Raw genomic sequence first — 19,574 nt, 5'->3', positions numbered from 1 at the left:
CGCGGCCCGCACGCAGCTCGCCGCCGGCGACGCTGATGACGGCGTTGCCGTAGGCGAGCAGGAGGGCGGCCATGAGGCGGGCCCGGTGCACGGGCCCCAGCGCGAGCCGCTGGGGGTGGGCCGGTCGGTGCCGGATCGGTCGTCGCTCATGGTGGTGTCCTCTCGCCGGGTCTGCGACGTCGCTCGACGTCTCACACCGAGGACCCTCGCCGGGGCGGCTGGCAGCACCACCGGGACCACCTGTGCGCCACCTGTGAGGCACCGACGGGATGTCGTGCTGGTGCCCGGGGCCGGCGTGCGGCACAATGGGGCGCACAACTACACGAGTGTCATTCGTGCGACCGACATCTGACGACGAGACCGCTGGGGAAGGCGTAGCTCGCGCCGCAGATGAAGGAGGTCACGGTGACCACACAGACTGCCACCCGTAATTCGACGAGGGGCGTGCTCTACGTGCACTCAGCGCCCTCGGCGCTGTGCCCGCACGTGGAGTGGGCCGTCGGCGGAGTGCTCGGTGTCGCCGTCAGCCTCGACTGGACGCCGCAGCCGGCGCAGTCGGGCACCTACCGAGCCGAGCTGTCCTGGGCGGCCTCGGCTGGCAGTGCTGCTGCCATCGCCTCGGCGCTGCGCGGCTGGAACCACCTGCGCTTCGAGGTCACCGAGGAGCCCACCAGCGCCACGGAGGGCACCCGCTTCTCCTACACTCCCGAGCTCGGCGTCTACCACGCCGTCACCGGGCTGCACGGCGACATCATGATCCCCGAGGACCGGCTCAAGGCCGCGGTCGTCAAGGCCGCGCTGGGCGAGGTGACCCTGCTGACCGAGATCGACAAGCTGCTCGGCAAGCCGTGGGACGACGAACTCGAGACCTTCCGCCACGCGGGCGACGGCGCGCCGGTGCGCTGGCTGCACCAGGTCGTCTGAGGCCGGTCGGGCCGGTCTCCGACGCGCCGGTCCGGCACCCCGCAGGGCCGCACGACGTCGTGAGGTCCCGCCGAGCCCGGTGCGGCGCGAGCCGTGGGGTCAGCCGGGCAGGCGCAGACGGAAGCGGATCGGCTTGATGGAGCCGTCGTGGATCTCGTCGACGTTCTGCAGCGTGAGCTTGCCGCGCAGCGTGAAGCGGCCCGGCACGGTCGCGGTGCGGCAGAAGCGGATCGAGTCCACCCCGGCCTTGGGGTCGGCGCCCTTGAGCAAGGCGCCGGCCGCGACCCGCTCGCCCCGCCGGTCGACCAGGAACGTCTCCAACGCCCACTGGTCGAAGCGCGGCTTCACCTCCACCTCGTAGCGGTAGCGGTAATCGTGGCAGCCCTTGCGCAGGATCCCGTCGCCCCGCTCGATCTGGGCGAAGCGGGCGAAGCCCTCGTGACCCGGGTGCGCCGGCGCCGGCGCAGCGGGCCCGAGCACGGCGGCGCCCAGCGCCGTGGCCGCCGCGACGGCCAGTGCGGCCGCGCGCGGGCCCCGGACGGCGCGGGCGCGGCGGGTGGACGGTCGGATCAGCGCGAGCGTGGTGGCGGGCATGGGGGTCGACCTCCCGGGTGGTCGTCGTGTGACGGTGGTCTCCCCACCGTGCCACGGGCGCGGCGGTGACGCGACACGCCCCCGGATCGTGGGACGACCCGGGGGCGTGCTGGTGCGCGCGGCGGGGTGCCGGCGAGGAGCCTCAGAGCGGGATGTTGCCGTGCGCGCCGTGGCGTACGCCGACGCTCTGCACGGCCTCGTCGATGGCGCGCGCGATCATGCTGCGGGTGCGCTCGGGGCTGACGACCTCGTCCACGACCCCGATCTCGACCGCCTTGTCGACACCACCGGCGATGCGCTCGTGCTCGGCGGCGAGCTCGGCCTCGACCTGGGGACGGATCTCCACCGACACCTCGGCGAGCTTGCGCCGGTGCAGGATGCGCACCGCGGCGACAGCGCCCATGACCGCGACCTCGGCCCCGGGCCAGGCGAACACCTTGGTGGCACCGAGCGAGCGGGCGTTCATGGCGATGTAGGCGCCGCCGTAGGTCTTGCGGGTCACCAGGGTGACCCGGGGCACGACGCACTCGCCGAAGGCGTGCAGGAGCTTCGCGCCGCGGCGCACGACCCCGTCCCACTCCTGTCCGACACCGGGCAGGTAGCCGGGCACGTCGACGAGGACGATGAGAGGCACCCCGAAGGCGTCGCACATGCGCACGAAGCGGCTGGCCTTCTCCGCCGACAGCGAGTCGAGGCAGCCGCCGAGGCGCAGCGGGTTGTTGGCCACCACCCCGACGGTGCGCCCGCCGAAGCGGCCCAGGGCGGTGACGATGTTGGGCGCCCACCGGGCGTGGAGCTCCTGGGCGGTGCCCTCGTCGAGCACCGACTCGACCAGCGGGTGCACGTCGTAGGCGCGCTTCTTCGACTCCGGGAGCAGGGCCGCGAGGTCGCGGTCCTCGACGTCCTCGACGCGCAGGCTGCCCTGGGCGCCGAGCAGCGAGGCCACGCCGCGGGCGCGCTCGAGGGCCTCGGCCTCGGAGTCGGTGAGGATGTGCACGACGCCGGAGCGGCGACCGTGCGGCTCGGGACCACCGAGACGCAGCATGTCGACGTCCTCCCCGGTCACCGAGCGCACGACGTCGGGCCCGGTGACGAAGATGCGTCCCTCGGGGCCGAGGATGACCACGTCGGTCAGCGCCGGGCCGTAGGCCGCGCCGCCGGCCGCGGGGCCGAGCACCACGGAGATCTGCGGGATCTTGCCCGAGGCCTGGGTCATCACGTGGAAGATGCGGCCCACGGCGTGCAGGGAGAGCACGCCCTCGGCCAGGCGTGCCCCGCCGGAGTGCCACAGGCCCACGATCGGCACGCCGTCGGTCATCGCGCGGTGGTAGGCGTCGACGACCACGCGGCAGCCCACGTCGCCCATCGCCCCGCCCATGACGGTGGCGTCGGAGCAGAACGCGACCACGGGCGAGCCCGCGACCTTGCCGATGGCGGCGAGCATGCCGGAGTCACCGTCGGGGGTGAGCAGCTCCATCGAACCCTCGTCGAAGAAGGCGGTCAGGCGCAGGACCGGGTTGCGGGGGTCCTGGTCCCGGGGGAGCTTCGCCGGCTTGGCGGGCGCCGCCTGGACGCTCATCGGTAGGTCCCGAACGCGACGGCGACGTTGGCGCCGCCGAAGCCGAAGGAGTTGTTGAGCGCCGCGATGTCGCCGTCGCGCAGGGTGCGGGCGGTGGTGGCGATGTCGAGCTCGACCTGCGGGTCGAGGTCGTCGAGGTTGATCGTGGGCGGCACCAGGCGGTGGTGCAGCGCCAGCACGGTCGCGATCGACTCCAGCGCGCCGGCGCCGCCGAGCAGGTGGCCGGTCATCGACTTGGTGCTCGTGGTGACGACCTCCGAGGCGTGCGAGCCCATCACCGCGTGCAGCATCAGGCCCTCGGCGATGTCGCCCTGCGGGGTCGAGGTGGCGTGGGCGTTGACGTGGACGATGTCGGCGGGGCTGATGTCGGCCTCGAGGAGGGCCCGCTTGATCGCGCGGGTGCCCCCACGGCCCTCGGGGTCGGGCTGGGCGATGTCGTGGGAGTCGGCGGTGATGCCGGCACCGAGCACCTCGGCGTAGATGCGCGCACCGCGGGCGCGGGCGTGCTCCTCCGACTCCAGCACCAGCACGCCGGCGCCCTCGCCGAGCACGAAGCCGTCGCGCCCGGTGTCCCAGGGACGGGAGACGGTGGTGGGGTCGCCGCCCTCCTCGCTGCCGGTCTTCGACAGCGCCATCATGTTGGCGAAGGCCGCCATCGGCAGCGGGTGGATCGCGGCCTCGGTGCCGCCGGCGACGACGACGTCGGCACGGCCGAGGCGGATCTGGTCGATGGCCAGCGCGATGCTCTCGTTGCCCGAGGCGCAGGCGGAGACCGGGGTGTTCACGGCGGCGCGGGCGCCGACGTAGAGGCTGATGTTGGCGGCGGGCGCGTTGGGCATGAGCATGGGCACCGCCAGCGGGGAGACGCGGCGGGGGCCCTTCTCCTTGAGCACGTCGTAGTTCGACAGCAGCGTGGTGACACCGCCGATGCCGGAGGCCATCGCGACGCCGAGGCGGTCGCGGTCGAGCTCGGCGTCGACGAGGCCGGCGTCGGCCCACGCCTCCATGGCCGCCACCATCGCGAACTGCGAGGAGCGGTCGAGACGCCGGGCCTTGACCCGCTCGAGCACCTCGGTGGGCTCGACGGCCACGCGACCGGCGATCTTGACCGGCATGTCCGCGGCCCACTCGTCGGTCAGGCGCCGGACGCCGGAGCGGCCGGCGACGAGCGCGTCCCAGGTGGTGGCGACGTCGCCGCCGACGGGGCTGGTGGTGCCGAGCCCGGTGACCACGACTCGGGTGCGGGCGGATGGCGCGGATGTCATCGTCAGGGTGTCCTCACGTGCGGGAAGGGACGCGTCGGGCGGTGCTGCTGCGCCCGCCCGACGCGGGTGGTGCGGGGCGGCCCCGGGGTCCGGGGCCGCCGTGGTGCTGCGGTGGTGCTGCCGGTCAGGCGGAGGCGCGCTCGATGAACGCCACGGCGTCGCCGACGGTCTTGAGGTTCTTGACCTCGTCGTCGGGGATGGACACGCCGAACTTCTCCTCGGCGGCCACGACGACCTCGACCATCGAGAGCGAGTCGACGTCGAGGTCGTCGACGAAGGACTTGTCGAGCTGGACGTCGTCGGCGTCCACGCCGGCGACCTCGTTGACGATCTCGGCGAGGTCGGCGCGGATCTCTTCGGTGGTGGGCATCGCGTGATTCCTTCTCTGTGGTGGCCGCGGGAGGTCCCCGCGGGGGTTCGGGTGGTGCGTCGGGTACGTCGGGGGCGTGCGGTCGGGCTCCTGCCGGCCCGCGCGGGGCCGCTCAGGGGCCGGTCAGGGGATGGTGACGACCTGCGCGGCGTAGGAGAGCCCGGCGCCGAAGGCGATGAGCAGCGCGAGGTCGCCGGAGCGGGCGTCGCCCTCGGCCACCATGCGGTCCAGCGCCAGCGGCACGGAGGCGGCGGAGGTGTTGCCCTGGTCGACGATGTCGCGGGCGATGCGCACGTCGGCCGGCAGCTTCATGGCCCGCGCCATGGTGTCGGTGATGCGGTTGTTGGCCTGGTGGGGCACGAAGCAGTCGAGGTCGTCGACGGTGATCCCGGCCCGCTCGACGGCCTCCAGCCCGGTCTTGGCCATCTGGAAGGAGGCCCAGCGGAAGACGGCGTTGCCCTGCATCACCAGGTGCGGCACGCGGGGCTCCTCGGAGGTGAGCGCCTGGTGCCAGTCCTCGCGGGTGCGGATGAGGTCGTACTGCTCGCCGTCGGAGCCCCAGACGACCGGGCCGATGCCCGGGGTCTCGCTCGGTCCGACGACCACGGCGCCCGCACCGTCGGCGAAGATGAAGGCGGTGCCGCGGTCGGTGGGGTCGGTGATCTCGGAGAGCTTCTCGACCCCGATGACCAGCACGTGCCCGGCGCTGCCGCCGCGCACGAGGTCGGAGGCCAGGGCCACGCCGTGGCAGAAGCCGGCGCACGCCGCGGAGATGTCGAAGGCCGGGGCGTGGTCGGTGCCGAGCTCGTGGGCGACGGCGGTGGCCAGCGACGGCGTGCTGAGGTGGTGGCTGACGGTGGCGACGATGACGCAGCCGATGTCGCCCGGCTCCAGGCCGGCGCGCTCGACGGCCTGGCGGGCGGCGCCCACGGCCATCACCTGCACCGTCTCCTCCTCGGTGGCCCAGCGCCGCTCGCGGATGCCCGAGCGCTGCTGGATCCACTCGTCGGAGGAGTCGATGGCCTCGACGACCTCGGAGTTGGGGACGACGCGCGAGGCGCGGTAGGCGCCGACGCTCTTGATGGCGGCGTGGGCGGCGCCCTGGGCGGTGCGCAGGCCCGTGGTGGCGGCCATCAGCTGGCGCCGTGGGGGTGCAGGCGCAGCAGGGGCTGACCGGGGGAGACCAGGTCGCCGTCCTCGACGAGCCACTCCACGACCTGGCCGCCGTGGTTGGCGGTGACGACCAGCTTGTCGCGCGAGCTGGCGACCTCGCCGATCACCGCGCCCGCGGCCAGCTGGTCGGTGGCGCCGGCCGCCTCGTCGCGGTGGAAGGTGCCCTTGGTGGGGGAGACGACCATGCGCCAGGTGGGGCTGTTCTCCATGCCGGCGGACTCGCCGTGCTTGTCGCAGAAGGCGCGCGCGTCGTCGAGCTGGTCGGGGGTCTTGAGGGCGAAGGTCTCCACGCCCTTGAGCGCCCGCTTGGCGATGCCGGTCAGGGTGCCGGCCGGCGGCATCTCGAGGATGCCGGTCACGCCGAGGTCCTCCATGGTCTCCAGGCACAGGTCCCAGCGCACCGGGTGGGAGATCTGGCCGACCAGGCGGCGCAGCACCTCGCGACCGTCGTGGACGACCTGCCCGTCGCGGTTGGAGATGACGCGGGTGCGGGGGTCGTGGGTCGAGACCGCGCGGGCGAGGTGGCCGAGGTGGCCGACCGCGGGCTCCATGTGGTGGGTGTGGAAGGCGCCGGCGACCGAGAGCGGCACGAGGCGGGCCTTGGCCGGGGGAGCGGCCCTGAAGGCCTCCAGCTGCTCCAGGGTGCCGGCGGCGACGACCTGGCCGGGGCCGTTGTCGTTGGCGGCGGTGAGACCGTGCTCGGCCAGGCCGGCCAGCACCTCCTCGCGGTCACCGCCCAGCACGGCGGTCATGCCGGTCGGGGTCGCGGCCGAGGCCTCGGCCATGGCCTTGCCGCGCTCGCGCACCAGCACCATGGCCTGCTCGGCGGTGATGACGCGGGCGCCCGCCGCGGCGGCGATCTCGCCCACGGAGTGGCCGGCCACGGCCCCGATGCGCTCGAAGGCGTCGCCGGGGTGCGGGAAGAGCGCCAGCGCCGTGACCAGACCGGTCGCCACCAGCAGCGGCTGGGCGACCTTGGTGTCGCGGATGGTCTCGGCGTCGGCGTTGGTGCCGTAGTCGACGAGGTCGAGGCCCGCGACGGTGGAGAGCCACTCGAAGCGGGCGGCGAAGGTGGGGTCCTCGAGCCAGGGGGTGAGGAAACCGGGCGACTGGGCTCCCTGACCGGGAGCGACGATGACGAGCACACCCCCACTCTGCCGGGGCCCGGGGCCGGGACCCACCTGCGGCGCGCACCAAGTGCGCGGCTCGAAGTTGTAGGAACCCGACAAATCCGGTTTACAGATGTGTCGTGGTGTCCGAAGCCGGTCGTGCCGGGGTCCGCCGACCCGACTGCCGCCCGAGCACCAGCGCCATCTCGAGGGTGAAGGCGTCGCGCGGCTCGCCGGGCGCGTAGCCCGTGAGGTCGGCGACCTGGCGCAGCCGGTAGCGCACGGTGTTGGCGTGGACGAAGAGCGCCCGCGCGGCGCCCTCGATGGAGCCGCCGGCGGCGAGGTAGGCAGCGAGGGTCTCCACCAGCGTGCCGCGGGCCCCGACCAGGCGGAGGTAGACGTCCTCCACGAGGTGGCGCCGGGCGTGGCCGTCGCCCACCAGCACCCGCTCGGGCAGCAGCTCGTTGGCCAGCACGGGGCGCGGCGCCTCGGGCCAGCCGCTGGCGGCGCGCAGCGCCGAGACCGCGGCCCGGGCCGAGACGTGGGCCTCCGCGAGGCTCCCGGCGACGGGCCCGACGACGACCGGTCCCTCGCCGAAGAGCCCGACGACCACGTCGGCGGCGGCGCGGGGGTCCTCGACGCCGCCCAGGATGACGACGAGCCGCTCGCCCTGCACGGCGCACAGGGCGTCGGTGCCCGCGGCCCGGGCCCGTCGGCGCGCCTCGTCGAAGAGGTCGGTCTCGGTGCGTCGCGCCGGCGCCGACCCGAGCACGACCACGACCCGGCCGCGCGCGGTCCACCCGAGGGCGCTGGCGCGGGACAGCACGGTCTCGTCGGCCTCGGCGCGCAGCACCGAGTCGACGACCAGCGCCTCGAGGCGGGCGTCCCAGGCGCCGCGGACCTCGGCGGCGCGCGCGTAGACCTCGGCGGTCGCGAAGGCGATCTCGCGGGCGTAGCGCAGCAGGGCGGCGTGCACGTCGACCGCCTCCTCGGGCTCCAGCACGCTGTCGACGTTGCTCTCGACGACCTCGATCGAGAGCCGCACCAGGTCGACGGTCTGGCCCAGGGTGATGACGCCGGCCAGGGTGCGGGGCGCGGCCTCGAAGATCGACCCGGCCAGCGCCGGCCCGGACCCGGGGGTCCCGCCGTCGGCGCCGTACCACTCCACGAACCCGCGCACGCCCGCCTGCACGATGAGGCCGACCCAGGAGCGGTCCTCGGCGCTGAGCTCGCGGAACCACGGGACGGAGGCGTCCATGCGGGCCGTGGCGGCGGTGCTGAGGGCGCCGGTGGCGCGCAGCAGGCGCGCCGCGGCGCGGCGCCGCTGCTCCGAGGGGTCCGCGGCGGCAGGGGGCACGCCCCGAGGCTAGTGCCCCCGCGCAGGTGAAATCAGCGGTGGGCCGGGCGGTTGTGCTGCGTGGGCCGCGTGGCGTCTGGTTGAATCCCGCACAACGTCGCAGCCCCGGGAGGCCCCGCGTGACGGCACCGCACCACGAGGTCCAGCACCTCACCATCCACGGCCACCGCCGCGCCTTCGTCAAGGTCGGCAGCGGGCCGGTCGTCCTGCTGCTGCACGGTCTGGGCTGCGACCACACCACGTGGTCCCCGGTCATCGACACCCTGGCCGAGCGCTACACCGTGCTGGCGCCCGACCTGCTGGGTCACGGCGCCTCCGACAAGCCGCGCGCCGACTACTCCGTGGGTGGCTACGCCAACGGCATGCGCGACCTGCTCACGGTGCTGGGCATCGACAAGGTGACGGTGGTCGGCCACAGCTTCGGCGGCGGCGTGGCGATGCAGTTCGCCTACCAGTTCCCCGAGCGCACCGAGCGGATGATGCTGGTCGCCTCCGGGGGTCTCGGGCCCGAGGTCTCGCCGGCGATCCGCGCCATCACGACGCCCGGCTTCCACCAGCTGATGGGTGTGCTCACGCTGCCCGGCGTGCGCCACGTGGGCGTCGCCGGCATGCGCACGCTGGCCGCGGCGCCGCTGCCCGGCACGAGCGACCTCGCCGAGGTCGCCGACATCTACGACTCCTTCAAGGACCCGCGCGCTCGGGCCGCGATCCGCCAGGTCGTGCGTGCGGTCGTCGACTGGCGCGGCCAGCTCGTCACGATGGCCGACCGGGCCTACCTCACCGAGGCCATGCCGATGAGCGTGGTCTGGGGCAGCCACGACCGGGTGATCCCGGTCAGCCACGCCGACAACGCCGCGTCGCTGGCGCCCAAGGCCAGCGTGGAGGTGATCGCGGGGGCGGGGCACTTCCCCCACAAGGACCACCCCGAGCGGTTCGCCGCGATCCTCGACGACTTCGTGCGCACGACCCGGCCCGCGGTCTACAGCCGGGCCCGGTGGCGGCGGCTGCTCGCCAACGGCCCCGCCGCGCCGGTCAGCCCGGTGCACGTCGTCGCCACGGCCTGAGGCCGCGCAGGGCCGCGGCGGCGCGTGCCGGGCCGGAGCGGTGCCGACGACGCCGCGAGGGGCGTGCGGGCCGAGGCCCGCACGCCCCTCGCGTGCCGTGCTGGTGCGGTGACGCTCAGGCGTCGCCGCCCTCCTGCTTGCGTCCGGCGACCGCGGTCGGGTCGTCGATGCGGTACTGCGCGAAGGCCTTCTCGACCTGTGCCGGGTCGATCTCGCCCGCGTCGGCCAGCGCCTGCAGCGTGCGCACCACCACCGACTCGGCGTCGATGTTGAAGAAGCGGCGCGCGGCGGGCCGGGTGTCGGCGAAGCCGAACCCGTCGGCGCCGAGCACGCAGTAGTCGCCGGGCACCCAGCGCGCGATCTGCAGCGGCACCGCGGCCATGAAGTCCGAGACGGCCAGGAACGGGCCCTGCGACCCGGCCAGCTTGTCGGCGACGTACGCCGTGCGCTGCGGCTCGCCGGGGTGCATGAGGTTCCACTGCTCGGAGGCGACGGCGTCGCGGGCCAGCTCGTTCCACGAGGTCACCGACCACGTGTCGGCCACGACCCCCCAGTCCTCGCGCAGGATCCGCGCGGCCTCCTGGGCCCACGGGAAGCCGACGCCGGAGGCGAGCAGCTGCACGCGGGGTCCGTCTCCCTCGCCGGTGGACACCTTGTGGATGCCCCTGAGGATGCCCTCGACGTCGACGTCCTCGGGCTCGGCCGGCTGCGGGACCGGCTCGTTGTAGACGGTGAGGTAGTAGATGACGTTCTCGCCGTCGGGGTGCTCCTCGGTGGAGCCGTACATCTGCTCCAGCCCGGTCTGCATGATGTGGCTGATCTCGTAGGCGAACGCCGGGTCGTAGTGCTTGATCGCCGGGTTGGTGGTGGCGAGCAGCGGCGAGTGTCCGTCGGCGTGCTGCAGGCCCTCGCCGGTCAGCGTGGTGCGACCGGCCGTGGCGCCGACGAGGAAGCCCCGGGCGAGCTGGTCGGCCATGGCCCAGATCGAGTCGCCGGTGCGCTGGAAGCCGAACATCGAGTAGAAGATGTAGAACGGGATCATGTGCTCGCCGTGCGTGGAGTAGGCCGAGCCCGCTGCGGTGGCCGAGGCCATCGCGCCGGCCTCCGAGATGCCCTCGTGGAGCATCTGGCCCTGCGTCGACTCCTTGTAGGAGAGCAACAACTTGCGGTCGACCGACTCGTAGCGCTGACCGCCGGGGTTGTAGACCTTGGCGCTGGGGAACATCGCGTCCATGCCGAAGGTGCGGTACTCGTCGGGCGCGATCGGCACGATCCGCTTGCCGATCTCGGGGTCCTTCATCCAGTCCTTGAGCAGGCGGACGACGGCCATGGTCGAGGCCACCGAGTTCTTGCCCGAGCCCTTCTTGAGGTCGGCGTAGACCTTGTCGGCCGGCAGGGTGAGCGGCTCGGCCCGCAGCACGCGGCGCGGCACCGAGCCGCCGAGCTGGCGGCGGCGCTCCATCATGTAGTCGATCTCGGGGGACTTCTCGCCGGGGTGGAAGAACGGCGCGGCGCCGGTCTCCTCGTAGGAGCGCTCGAGGTCGCGGTCGGAGATCGGCAGGTAGAGCCGGTCGCGGAACTTCTTGAGGTCCTCGGGGGTCAGCTTCTTCATCTGGTGCGTGGCGTTCTTGCCCTCGAGGGCGTCGATCGTCCAGCCCTTGATGGTCTTGGCCAGGATCACGGTGGGCTGGCCCACGTGCTTCTTGGCGGCGTCGAAGGCGGCGTAGACCTTGCGGTAGTCGTGGCCGCCGCGCGGGAGCTTCTGGATCTGCTGGTCGCTCATGTGCTCGACCATGGCCCGCAGGCGCGGGTCGCCGCCGAAGAAGCTCTCGCGGACGTAGCCGCCGTCCTCGACCGAGTAGGTCTGGAAGTCGCCGTCGGGGGTGGCGTTCATCTTGTTGACCAGGACGCCGTCGACGTCGCGGGCCAGCAGCTGGTCCCACTCGCGGCCCCAGACGACCTTGATGACGTTCCAGCCGGCGCCGCGGAAGTTGGCCTCGAGCTCCTGGATGATCTTGCCGTTGCCGGTCACCGGTCCGTCGAGCTGCTGGAGGTTGCAGTTGATGACCCAGGTGAGGTTGTCGAGCTCCTCGCGGGCCGCGACGCGGATCGCGCCCAGCGACTCGGGCTCGGCCATCTCGCCGTCGCCGAGGAAGGCCCACACGTGCTGGTTGTCGGTGTCCTTGATGCCGCGGTTCTGCAGGTAGCGGTTGAAGCGCGCCTGGTAGATCGAGTTGATGCCGGTCAGACCCATCGAGACCGTCGGGAACTCCCAGAAGTCCGGCATGAGGCGCGGGTGCGGGTAGGAGGGCAGGCCCTGGCCCGTGCCGTGCTGCACCTCCTGGCGGAAGCGGTAGAGCTGCTGCTCGCTGAGCCGGCCCTCGAGGTAGGCACGCGAGTAGATGCCGGGGGAGGCGTGACCCTGGATGTAGATCTGGTCGCCGCCGCCGGGGGCGTCCTTGCCCTGGAAGAAGTGGTTGAAGCCGACCTCGTAGAGGCTCGCCGAGGACTGGTAGGTGGCGATGTGGCCGCCGACCTCCAGGCCCTTGCGGTTGGCGCTGGAGACCATCACCGCGGCGTTCCACCGGATGAAGGCGCGGATGCGCCGCTCGGCCTCCTCGTCGCCGGGGAACCAGGGCTCGCGCTCCGGCGGGATGGTGTTGATGTAGTCGGTGCTGCGCAGGGCGGGCACGCCGACGTTCATCTCCCGGGCGCGCTCCAGCAGCCGGAGCATGACGTAGCGCGCGCGCTCGCGGCCGCGCTCGTCGACCATGGAGTCGAAGGAGTCGATCCAGTCGTGGGTCTCGTCCGGATCGATGTCGGGCAGCTGGGTGGGCAGGCCCTCGTGGATCACGGCGCGGGCCGAGCCCGCACGTGCGGTGCCCGCGGTGGCGGGACCGGTCGAGGAGGTGCCGGACGGGGTGGATGAGTCATCGGTCACTCGCTCATCGTGGCACGCCGTCCCGACCGGCGAAATCTACCCGCGAGTACGCCGGAAAAGGGTTCGCTGAGCGTCACGGGACGTCCGTTGACCGGACCGCCGACGTCCTCACCCTGGTCACTGGCTTGCGCGCGGGCCCGCACTCCGCTGGACTACTCCTCATCCGTGGCCGGACCGACGGCCCCGGAGCCCACAGACTGGAGGACTCAGTGAGCTCGACCGCGGGTGGCGGGTCCACCCAGACAGGCCCCACGACCGGGACCACGACCGACGACGGCACCACTGCCGACACTCCGGCGGCACGGCTCGGCTTCAGCGCGGGCATGGTCATCCAGGAGCTCGGCTGGGACAACGACACCGACGACGACCTCCGGGTCTCCATCGAGGACACCATCGACGCCGACATGGTCGACGGCGACCACGGCAACGTGGTCGACGCCGTCGTGCTGTGGTGGCGCGCCGACGACGGCGACCTCGTCGACGGGCTCGTCGACTCCCTCACCGACCTGGTCGGCGGCGGCTCCATCTGGCTGCTCACGCCGAAGGTCGGACGTCCGGGCTCGGTCGACGCCGCCGACATCGCCGAGGCCGCGCCCATCGCGGGCCTGGCCCAGACCACGACCGCGGCGGTGAGCAAGGACTGGGCCGCGACGCGGCTCGTCGCGCCGAAGACCCCCGCCTGAGCGGGCCGCCGGCCACCCCCGGCGTCCTCGCACGACCGAGTCGTCCTGGTGGGTGAACCGGCGGCGCGCGACGCGTCGTACGGTCCGCTCACCGGGGCGGCACCGCCCCGACCGGCTCCCGCGGCCGGATGCCCAGGTCGCCTGTGGACGGCCAGACAGGAACGCCCCGTGCTCCAGAAGATCATGACCGGTGTCTCCTCGGCCGGCATGTCGGTGAAGGTCCTCGGTCGTGCCGGGGTCATCAAGCCCTACTCGCCGGTGGTGCTGGCCCGGCTGGCCAGGACGCTCACGCAGTGGGGCCCGGGGCCTGCGGGGGGCTTCGCCTCGCTGGCGATCCGCGACCCCCACGCGACCGGGCTGGTCGACGAGATCGGCTCCCTGACGTGGGAGCAGCTGCACCGTCGCTCCAACGCCCTTGCGCGAGCGCTGGCCGACCTGGGCGTGGGCGAGGGCGACGGCGTCGCGATCATGTGCCGCAACCACCGCTACTTCCTCGACGCCAGCATCGCCGTCGCCAAGCTCGGCGGTGACGCGATCTACCTCAACACCGCCTTCGCCGGACCGCAGCTCGTGGAGGTCCTGGAGCGCGACCGGCCCACCGTGCTGGTCCACGACGAGGAGTTCGCCGAGATGGTCGCGGCGGCCGACGTCGCCCACACCGTGCTGGCCTGGACCGAGCAGGGCTCCGAGCCCGGGCAGCCGACCGTGGAGTCCCTCGTCGCGGCCCACGACGACGGCGACCTCACGGCCCCCGAGCGCCACGGCCGCACGATCATCCTGACCTCCGGCACCACCGGCACGCCCAAGGGCGCTCCGCGCAGCGAGGCCGGCGTCGACGCCGCGGTCGCGCTGCTCTCGGGCATCCCGCTCAAGCAGGGCTGGCGCACCCACGTCGCCGCGCCCCTCTTCCACACGTGGGGCTTCGCCCACATGGCCCTGGCCATGCTGCTCGGCTCCACCCTCGTGCTCACCCGCCGCTTCGACCCCGAGGCCAGCCTCGAGCTGCTCGCGGCCGAGGAGTGCGACTCCTTCGTGGTCATCCCGGTCATGCTGCAGCGCATCCTCGCCCTGCCCGAGGAGGTGCTCGAGCGCCACGACCTGACCCGCCTCGAGGTCGTGGCCTCGTCGGGCTCGGCGCTGCCCGGCGACCTGGCGGTGACGTGGATGGACCGCTTCGGCGACAACCTCTACAGCACCTACGGCTCCACCGAGGTCGCCTACGCCTCCATCGCCGGCCCGCGCGACCTGCGCGCGGCCCCGTCGTCGGCCGGCCACCCGCCGTACGCCACGGTCGTGAAGATCCTCGACGAGCAGGGCCGCGAGCTGCCCGCCGGCGAGGCCGGGCGGATCTTCGTGGGCAACGGGCTGCTCTTCGAGGGCTACACCGGCGGCGGCCACAAGGAGGTCGTCGACGGGCTGATGTCGACCGGCGACGTGGGGCGCTTCGGCGAGGACGGCCGGCTCTACGTCGAGGGCCGTGACGACGAGATGATCGTCTCCGGCGGCGAGAACGTCTTCCCCAAGGAGGTCGAGGACTGCCTGGCCCGCCACGAGCACGTGGTCGAGGCGGCGGCCGTCGGGGTCGACGACGACGACTTCGGCAAGCGGCTCAAGGCCTTCGTGGTGGTCGACGACTCCTCGGTCAGCGAGGACGACCTCAAGGGCTGGGTGAAGCAGAACCTGGCCCGCTACAAGGTGCCCCGCGAGATCGTGCTGCTCGACGAGCTGCCGCGCAACTCCACCGGCAAGGTCCTCAAGCGCGACCTGGCGAAGCGGGACGCATGAGCGCGACCGCGACGTCGGCGTCCCCGTCGGCGGGTGGGGCCCCGGGCCTGCGGCTCGGGGGCCCGGCGCCCGACTTCACGCTGCGCGACCAGTTCGGCCAGGACGTCACGCTGTCGTCCTACCGCGGCACCAAGGCGGTGGCCATCCTCTTCTACCCCTTCGCCTTCTCCGGGGTGTGCACCGGCGAGATGGCCGGGGTGCGCGACCGGCTCGCGGAGTTCATGACCTTCGACAGCGAGGTCCTGGCCATCTCCTGCGACCCGACCTACGCGCTGCGCGCCTTCGCCGACGCCGACGGGCTGAACTTCCCGCTGCTCTCCGACTTCTGGCCCCACGGCGAGGTCACGAAGGCCTACGACGTCTTCGACGAGCGCAAGGGCTGCCCCCGCCGCTCCTCCTACGTCGTCGACAAGGAGGGCCTGGTGCGGTGGGCGGTGCACAACGCCAACCCCGAGGGCCGCGACCTCGACGAGCACGTGCGCCAGCTGCAGGCCCTGGCCTGAGCGGTCCCGCGGGCGGAGGCCCGGGCCGCCGGCTCAGGTGACCGCGAAGCGCTTGCGGTACGACGTGGGCGTCGTCGCGTAGGCGCTCGCGAAGTTCTGCCGGAAGGTCACCGCGCTGGCGAAGCCGCACGTCGCGGCGACCCGCGCGACCGGGAGGGTGGTGGTCTCCAGCAGCCGGCGCGACTCCTCGAGGCGGCGGGCGAGCACCCAGCGCGCGGGGGTGGTGCCGGTGGCCTCGGCGAAGCGACGCGTGAAGGTGCGTCGGCTCATCCGGGCGTGCGCGGCCAGCTCCTCGACGCCCAGGGGGCGGTCGAGGTGCGCCAGGGCCCAGTCCATGGTGGGCCCGACGTGCCCGGTGTCGTCCGCGCGCGGCACCGGTCGCTCGACGTACTGCGCCTGGTCGCCCTCGCGGTGGGGGGCGACGACCAGGTGACGCGCCACCGTGGCCGCGGCGACCGCGCCGAGGCGGGTCCGCACGACGTGGAGGCAGGCGTCGATCGCCGACGCGGTGCCCGCCGAGGTCAGCACGTCGCCGTGGTCGAGGTAGAGCGCTGCCGCCTCGACGGCCACGTTGGGGCGCCGGCGCGCGAGCTGCGCCGCCGCGCCCCAGTGCGTGACCGCGCCGCGGCCGTCCAGCACACCGCTGTCCACGACCGGGAACGCCCCCAGGCACAGGCCGACGGCCGTGCCGCCGCCCGCCGTGACCGCCCGGACCGCCCGCACCAGGTCCTCCTCGGCCGGAGGCAGGTCGGTGGGCCACGACGGCAGCACGAGCAGGTCGGCGCCCTCGACGACCTCGGGTCCGTGGACGCCGCCGACGAGGAGGCCCTCGGTCGTGCGCACCGCGCGGCCGTCGGCTGTCCACACCACGGGGTCCCACCCCGGGGCCAGGCCCTGACGGCCCACCTCGCCGAACACCAGCAGCGGCGTGGCGAGGTGGAAGAGGGTGACGCCGTCGAAGGCGTGGACGACGATGCGCATCTTGGCCCGATCTCATCGAAGGTGGTCCGTCGAGCCACTCACGCTAGCGCAACCTTCGGGGGACGCTGGAGCCTTCGCCCCCGCAGCACCGAGGAGAGACCATGACCCACCCCCGCCGCGCCCTCGTCGTCGTCGACGTGCAGAAGGAGTACTTCGAGGGGGTGCTCGCGATCCAGGCCCCCGAGCGCGACCGCACCCTCTCCCAGGTGCTCGCAGCCCTCGACACGGCCGCGGAGGCCGACCTGCCGGTCGTCGTCGTGCAGCACGAGCTGCCCGAGGGCGCGCCCGTCTTCGCCGTGGGCAGTCGGAGCTGGTCGCTGCACCCTGAGGTCGAGCGCCGGCTCGACCCGTCGTGGCTGCGCGCCACCAAGGACAAGGCGAGCGTCTTCGCCGGCACCGACGTGGCCGCCTGGCTGGGCGAGCGTGACGTCGACACCGTGACGATCGTGGGCTACATGACCAACAACTGCGACCTCGCCACCGCCGTCGGCGCCGAGGAGCTCGGCCTCACGGCCGAGGTCCTCTCCGACGCCACGGGCGCCATCCACCTGGCCAACGAGGCCGGCGAGGTCTCGGCCGAGCAGCTGCACGCCACCCTGATGGTGCTGCTGCACTCCAACCTCGCGGCCGTGGCCACGACGGGTGACTGGGCCGCGGCCGTCGCCGCGGGGGAGGCCCTGCCGGTCAGCGACCTCGGCACGTCGGCCACACGGGGCCGGGCGGTCTTCGGCGGCTGAGCGCGCGGGCCGGCCGTGACCGGGTGGGGACCGGGTCGGGACTGGTGGGCGCAGAGGGGATCGAACCCCCGACCTGCTCGTTGTAAGCGAGCTGCTCTACCGCTGAGCTATACGCCCCCGCGCCCCGGTCGCACCGAGGCGGGCACAGACTAGACGAGACCGGCGCCGGCCGGTCGCCGCCCTCCGGACCAGACCGGTCGGAACTGGTGCCGGTCCGGTGCCATCCGGCACGGCGAGGGCTCCGAACTCGTAGTGGCCTGCCTCACACGAGGCGACTGGATCCCTATGGAGGGGCTTTCGCATGAGCGACACCAGCAGAAGGAAGTTCATCGCCGCGGCCGGAGCCGGCACCGCGGCGACCGCCGTGGCCGGCGGCGTCACCCTGGCGACCGGCGGCAGCGCCGCGGCCGCCCGCCCGCGTCCGGGCACCGCGAAGGAGGCCGTCGTGGCCTACGTCGAGAACCACCGCTCCGACCGACTGACGATCCTCGTCGGCGAGCGCGAGATCGAGGTCCGCGACCGCGACCTCGTCACCCGCATCCTCAACGCAGCAGGGGGCAACTGATGTCGTCGCACCGCGAAGCACCGGAGATCGCCAAGGACCCCGCGGCCGACGGCACCGACACCTACGCGTTCGTGAGCCCGGAGAACCCGAACAAGGTCATCCTGATCGCGAACTTCATCCCGCTGCAGCAGCCCAACGGCGGCCCGAACTTCTACGAGTTCGCCGACGACGTGCAGTACGAGATCCACGTCTCCAACAAGGGCACGTCGGAGCCCGACATCACCTACCAGTTCCGCTTCCGGACCCAGGTGCGCAACCCCAAGACGTTCCTCTACAACACCGGCCAGATCACCGACATCTCCGACGAGGCCTGGAACCGCCCGCAGTTCTACACCGTGATGAAGGTGCAGGGCGGTCGCAAGCAGGTCATCGGGCGCAACCTGCCCGTGCCCCCGGTCAACGTGGGTCCGCGCAGCACGCCCAACTACGGCGACCTCGCCGACCAGGCCACCCACCGCCTCGGCAACGGCCGCAAGGTCTTCGCGGGCCAGCGTGCCGACGCCTTCCACGTCGACCTGGGCAGCATCTTCGACCTCGGCGCCCTGCGCCCCTTCAACGAGGCCCACGTCATCTCCATGCCGGAGATGAACGGTGTCAACTCGGTGCAGTCCTACAACGTGCACACCATCGCGCTGCAGGTGAACATCACCGAGCTGACCCGTGACGGCTCCAAGCCCGACGACGTGATGGACCCCAAGTCCGTCATCGGCGTGTGGGCCACCGCCAGCCGCCGCAAGTCGCGGATGTGGAACGCCAACCAGGGCAAGTACACCGGCATGGGCCCGTGGCAGCAGGTCTCGCGCCTGGGCAACCCGCTGTTCAACGAGGTCATCGTGCCGATGGCCGAGAAGGACAACTGGAACGCCAGCCCGGTCACCGCCGACAAGCGCTTCGCCAAGTACGTCGCCAAGCCCGAGCTGCAGGGGCTGCTCCCGGCGCTCTACCCGGGGGTCTTCCCCAACCTGGCGGCCTACGACAAGCCGCGCGCCGACCTCGACGCGATCCTGCTGACCGGCATCCCCGAGGGTGTCGTGCCCGGCTTCCAGAACTACACCGGGCCGGTCAAGGCCGACATGCTGCGCCTCAACGTGGCGGTGCCCCCGACGGCTCCGGCCGACGAGAACCCGATCGGCCTCGTGGCCGGCGACGCCGCGGGCTTCCCCAACGGCCGTCGCCTCGGCGACGACGTGGTGGCCATCGAGCTGCGGGCCGTGGCCGGTGCCACGATCCCGCTGGTCGACCCGTCCTACGAGCCCGACGCGGCCGCCGGTGCCCTCACCGACGGCACCAGCAACACCAACGCGCCGCTGCTCGACCGGTTCCCGTTCCTGGGCCTGCCCGGCGGCGGCTACCAGACCGAGCCCGGCACCACGCAGGCCTCGTGACCACCCCCGCGTCGGTCGAGAACCCGCACGCCGGGCAGGGCTCGGTCCTGCTCGACATCGGGGGTGACGTCGGGGCCCTGGTGGTCACCATGCCGGCGTCGATGCTCGACGTGGAGGTGGAGATCAAGCCGGTCGGCGCCGACTTCCACGAGCCGGCCGACCACCCGCACGACCACGACCACGACCACGGTCATGGCCACGGTCACGGCCACGGGAGGCACCCGCACGTCGCGGTCGTCGCCCGTCCGGTGCCCGGCGGGGGCTCGGTGCCCTCGCTGGTCTACCCCGACCTCGTCGGGGGCTCCTACGACCTCTACGTGAAGGACACGACCGACATCGTCCTGACCGTCGAGGTCCCCGGCGGGTCCGTCGCCACCGCGGAGTGGCCCGGAGCCTGAGCACTCCTGCGCGACCACCGCGCCCGTGCGGGCGCGTGCACGACGTACGACGGCCGTCCCGGTCCACCCGGGGCGGCCGTCGTCGTGTGCCCCCACGGTGTGGACCCCCGCCGACGGGTGTCGGTGGGACGGGGCACAATCGGCCCCGCACCCAACCACAG

At 73.1% G+C, this 19,574-nt stretch carries 18 protein-coding genes and 1 tRNA gene; 9 read left to right on the top strand and 10 right to left on the bottom strand.

Annotation, left to right across the window (positions count from 1 at the left end; translation table 11 throughout):
* Positions 1-405 precede the first annotated feature (405 nt).
* Positions 406-924 (top strand): DUF3145 domain-containing protein, encoded by a 519-nt coding sequence (locus tag LPA27_RS08215; protein ID WP_228942136.1) that lies wholly within the window; start codon positions 406-408, stop codon positions 922-924.
* 99 nt (positions 925-1,023) lie between these two features.
* On the opposite strand, the gene LPA27_RS08210 is transcribed toward LPA27_RS08215, so the two are convergent.
* From LPA27_RS08210 to LPA27_RS08180, 7 genes are all read right to left on the bottom strand, one after another.
* A complete protein-coding gene (locus tag LPA27_RS08210) occupies positions 1,024-1,518 on the bottom strand; it encodes a hypothetical protein (protein ID WP_228942135.1) in 495 nt (164 codons plus the stop codon).
* A 142-nt stretch (positions 1,519-1,660) separates the two neighbouring features.
* A complete protein-coding gene (locus LPA27_RS08205) occupies positions 1,661-3,097 on the bottom strand; it encodes an acyl-CoA carboxylase subunit beta (RefSeq protein WP_228942134.1) in 1,437 nt (478 codons plus the stop codon).
* Positions 3,094-4,362 (bottom strand): beta-ketoacyl-ACP synthase II, encoded by a 1,269-nt coding sequence (gene fabF, locus LPA27_RS08200; RefSeq protein ID WP_228942133.1) that lies wholly within the window; start codon positions 4,360-4,362, stop codon positions 3,094-3,096. Before fabF ends, LPA27_RS08205 begins: the two co-directional genes overlap by 4 nt.
* A gap of 124 nt (positions 4,363-4,486) precedes the next feature.
* Positions 4,487-4,732 carry an acyl carrier protein gene (locus LPA27_RS08195; RefSeq protein WP_056864248.1) on the bottom strand — a complete coding sequence of 82 codons (246 nt, stop codon included), beginning with the start codon at positions 4,730-4,732 and terminating at the stop codon, positions 4,487-4,489.
* Positions 4,733-4,855: 123 nt separating this feature from the next.
* Positions 4,856-5,866, bottom strand: coding sequence for a beta-ketoacyl-ACP synthase III (locus LPA27_RS08190; RefSeq protein ID WP_056864249.1), 1,011 nt, complete (start codon positions 5,864-5,866; stop codon positions 4,856-4,858).
* Positions 5,866-7,050, bottom strand: a complete 1,185-nt coding sequence (locus tag LPA27_RS08185; protein ID WP_056903930.1) for an acyltransferase domain-containing protein — start codon at positions 7,048-7,050, stop codon at positions 5,866-5,868. Before LPA27_RS08185 ends, LPA27_RS08190 begins: the two co-directional genes overlap by 1 nt.
* Before the next feature lie 91 nt (positions 7,051-7,141).
* A complete protein-coding gene (locus tag LPA27_RS08180) occupies positions 7,142-8,371 on the bottom strand; it encodes a PucR family transcriptional regulator (protein WP_056864251.1) in 1,230 nt (409 codons plus the stop codon).
* Between the two features lie 119 nt (positions 8,372-8,490).
* Here LPA27_RS08180 and LPA27_RS08175 point away from each other — a divergent pair, with 119 nt between their 5' ends.
* A complete protein-coding gene (locus LPA27_RS08175) occupies positions 8,491-9,435 on the top strand; it encodes an alpha/beta fold hydrolase (protein WP_056903931.1) in 945 nt (314 codons plus the stop codon).
* 115 nt (positions 9,436-9,550) lie between these two features.
* On the opposite strand, the gene aceE is transcribed toward LPA27_RS08175, so the two are convergent.
* On the bottom strand, positions 9,551-12,376 hold the full coding sequence (aceE, locus tag LPA27_RS08170; RefSeq protein ID WP_416383235.1) for a pyruvate dehydrogenase (acetyl-transferring), homodimeric type: 2,826 nt from the start codon (positions 12,374-12,376) through the stop codon (positions 9,551-9,553).
* A gap of 209 nt (positions 12,377-12,585) precedes the next feature.
* Here aceE and LPA27_RS08165 point away from each other — a divergent pair, with 209 nt between their 5' ends.
* The 3 genes from LPA27_RS08165 (at position 12,586) to LPA27_RS08155 (ending at position 15,347) form a co-directional block, all read left to right on the top strand.
* Positions 12,586-13,059: a DUF3052 domain-containing protein gene (locus tag LPA27_RS08165; protein ID WP_082500250.1), complete on the top strand. Its 474-nt coding sequence runs from the start codon at positions 12,586-12,588 to the stop codon at positions 13,057-13,059.
* A gap of 168 nt (positions 13,060-13,227) precedes the next feature.
* Positions 13,228-14,844 (top strand): AMP-binding protein, encoded by a 1,617-nt coding sequence (locus LPA27_RS08160; protein ID WP_228942132.1) that lies wholly within the window; start codon positions 13,228-13,230, stop codon positions 14,842-14,844.
* Entirely contained in the window at positions 14,841-15,347 is a 507-nt protein-coding gene (locus tag LPA27_RS08155; RefSeq protein WP_228942131.1) for a peroxiredoxin, read from the top strand. Before LPA27_RS08160 ends, LPA27_RS08155 begins: the two co-directional genes overlap by 4 nt.
* Positions 15,348-15,380: 33 nt before the next feature.
* On the opposite strand, the gene LPA27_RS08150 is transcribed toward LPA27_RS08155, so the two are convergent.
* Positions 15,381-16,328, bottom strand: a complete 948-nt coding sequence (locus tag LPA27_RS08150; RefSeq protein WP_056864254.1) for a GlxA family transcriptional regulator — start codon at positions 16,326-16,328, stop codon at positions 15,381-15,383.
* Positions 16,329-16,429: 101 nt separating this feature from the next.
* Between LPA27_RS08150 and LPA27_RS08145 the strand changes: the two genes are divergently transcribed.
* On the top strand, positions 16,430-17,065 hold the full coding sequence (locus LPA27_RS08145) for an isochorismatase family protein (RefSeq protein ID WP_228942130.1): 636 nt from the start codon (positions 16,430-16,432) through the stop codon (positions 17,063-17,065).
* Between the two features lie 42 nt (positions 17,066-17,107).
* Here LPA27_RS08145 and LPA27_RS08140 read toward each other — a convergent pair.
* Positions 17,108-17,182 (bottom strand) — tRNA-Val (locus LPA27_RS08140).
* 184 nt (positions 17,183-17,366) lie between these two features.
* On the opposite strand from LPA27_RS08140, the gene LPA27_RS08135 reads away from it, so the two are divergent.
* From LPA27_RS08135 to LPA27_RS08125, 3 genes are read left to right on the top strand one after another with little or no spacing between them, the layout of a single operon-like run.
* Positions 17,367-17,630, top strand: a complete 264-nt coding sequence (locus LPA27_RS08135) for a hypothetical protein (RefSeq protein WP_056864256.1) — start codon at positions 17,367-17,369, stop codon at positions 17,628-17,630.
* The gene (locus tag LPA27_RS08130; RefSeq protein ID WP_056864257.1) at positions 17,630-19,015 is read left to right on the top strand and encodes a DUF4331 domain-containing protein; all 1,386 of its coding nucleotides are present in this window, start codon (positions 17,630-17,632) and stop codon (positions 19,013-19,015) included. Before LPA27_RS08135 ends, LPA27_RS08130 begins: the two co-directional genes overlap by 1 nt.
* Positions 19,012-19,413: a hypothetical protein gene (locus tag LPA27_RS08125; RefSeq protein ID WP_228942129.1), complete on the top strand. Its 402-nt coding sequence runs from the start codon at positions 19,012-19,014 to the stop codon at positions 19,411-19,413. Before LPA27_RS08130 ends, LPA27_RS08125 begins: the two co-directional genes overlap by 4 nt.
* The last annotated feature ends 161 nt before the right edge of the window (positions 19,414-19,574 follow it).

Source organism: Nocardioides sp. Leaf374, from assembly GCF_916862475.1.
In the GTDB taxonomy this organism is placed as follows: domain Bacteria; phylum Actinomycetota; class Actinomycetes; order Propionibacteriales; family Nocardioidaceae; genus Nocardioides; species Nocardioides kribbensis.
This window is presented reverse-complemented; position numbering and strand designations above follow the sequence as displayed.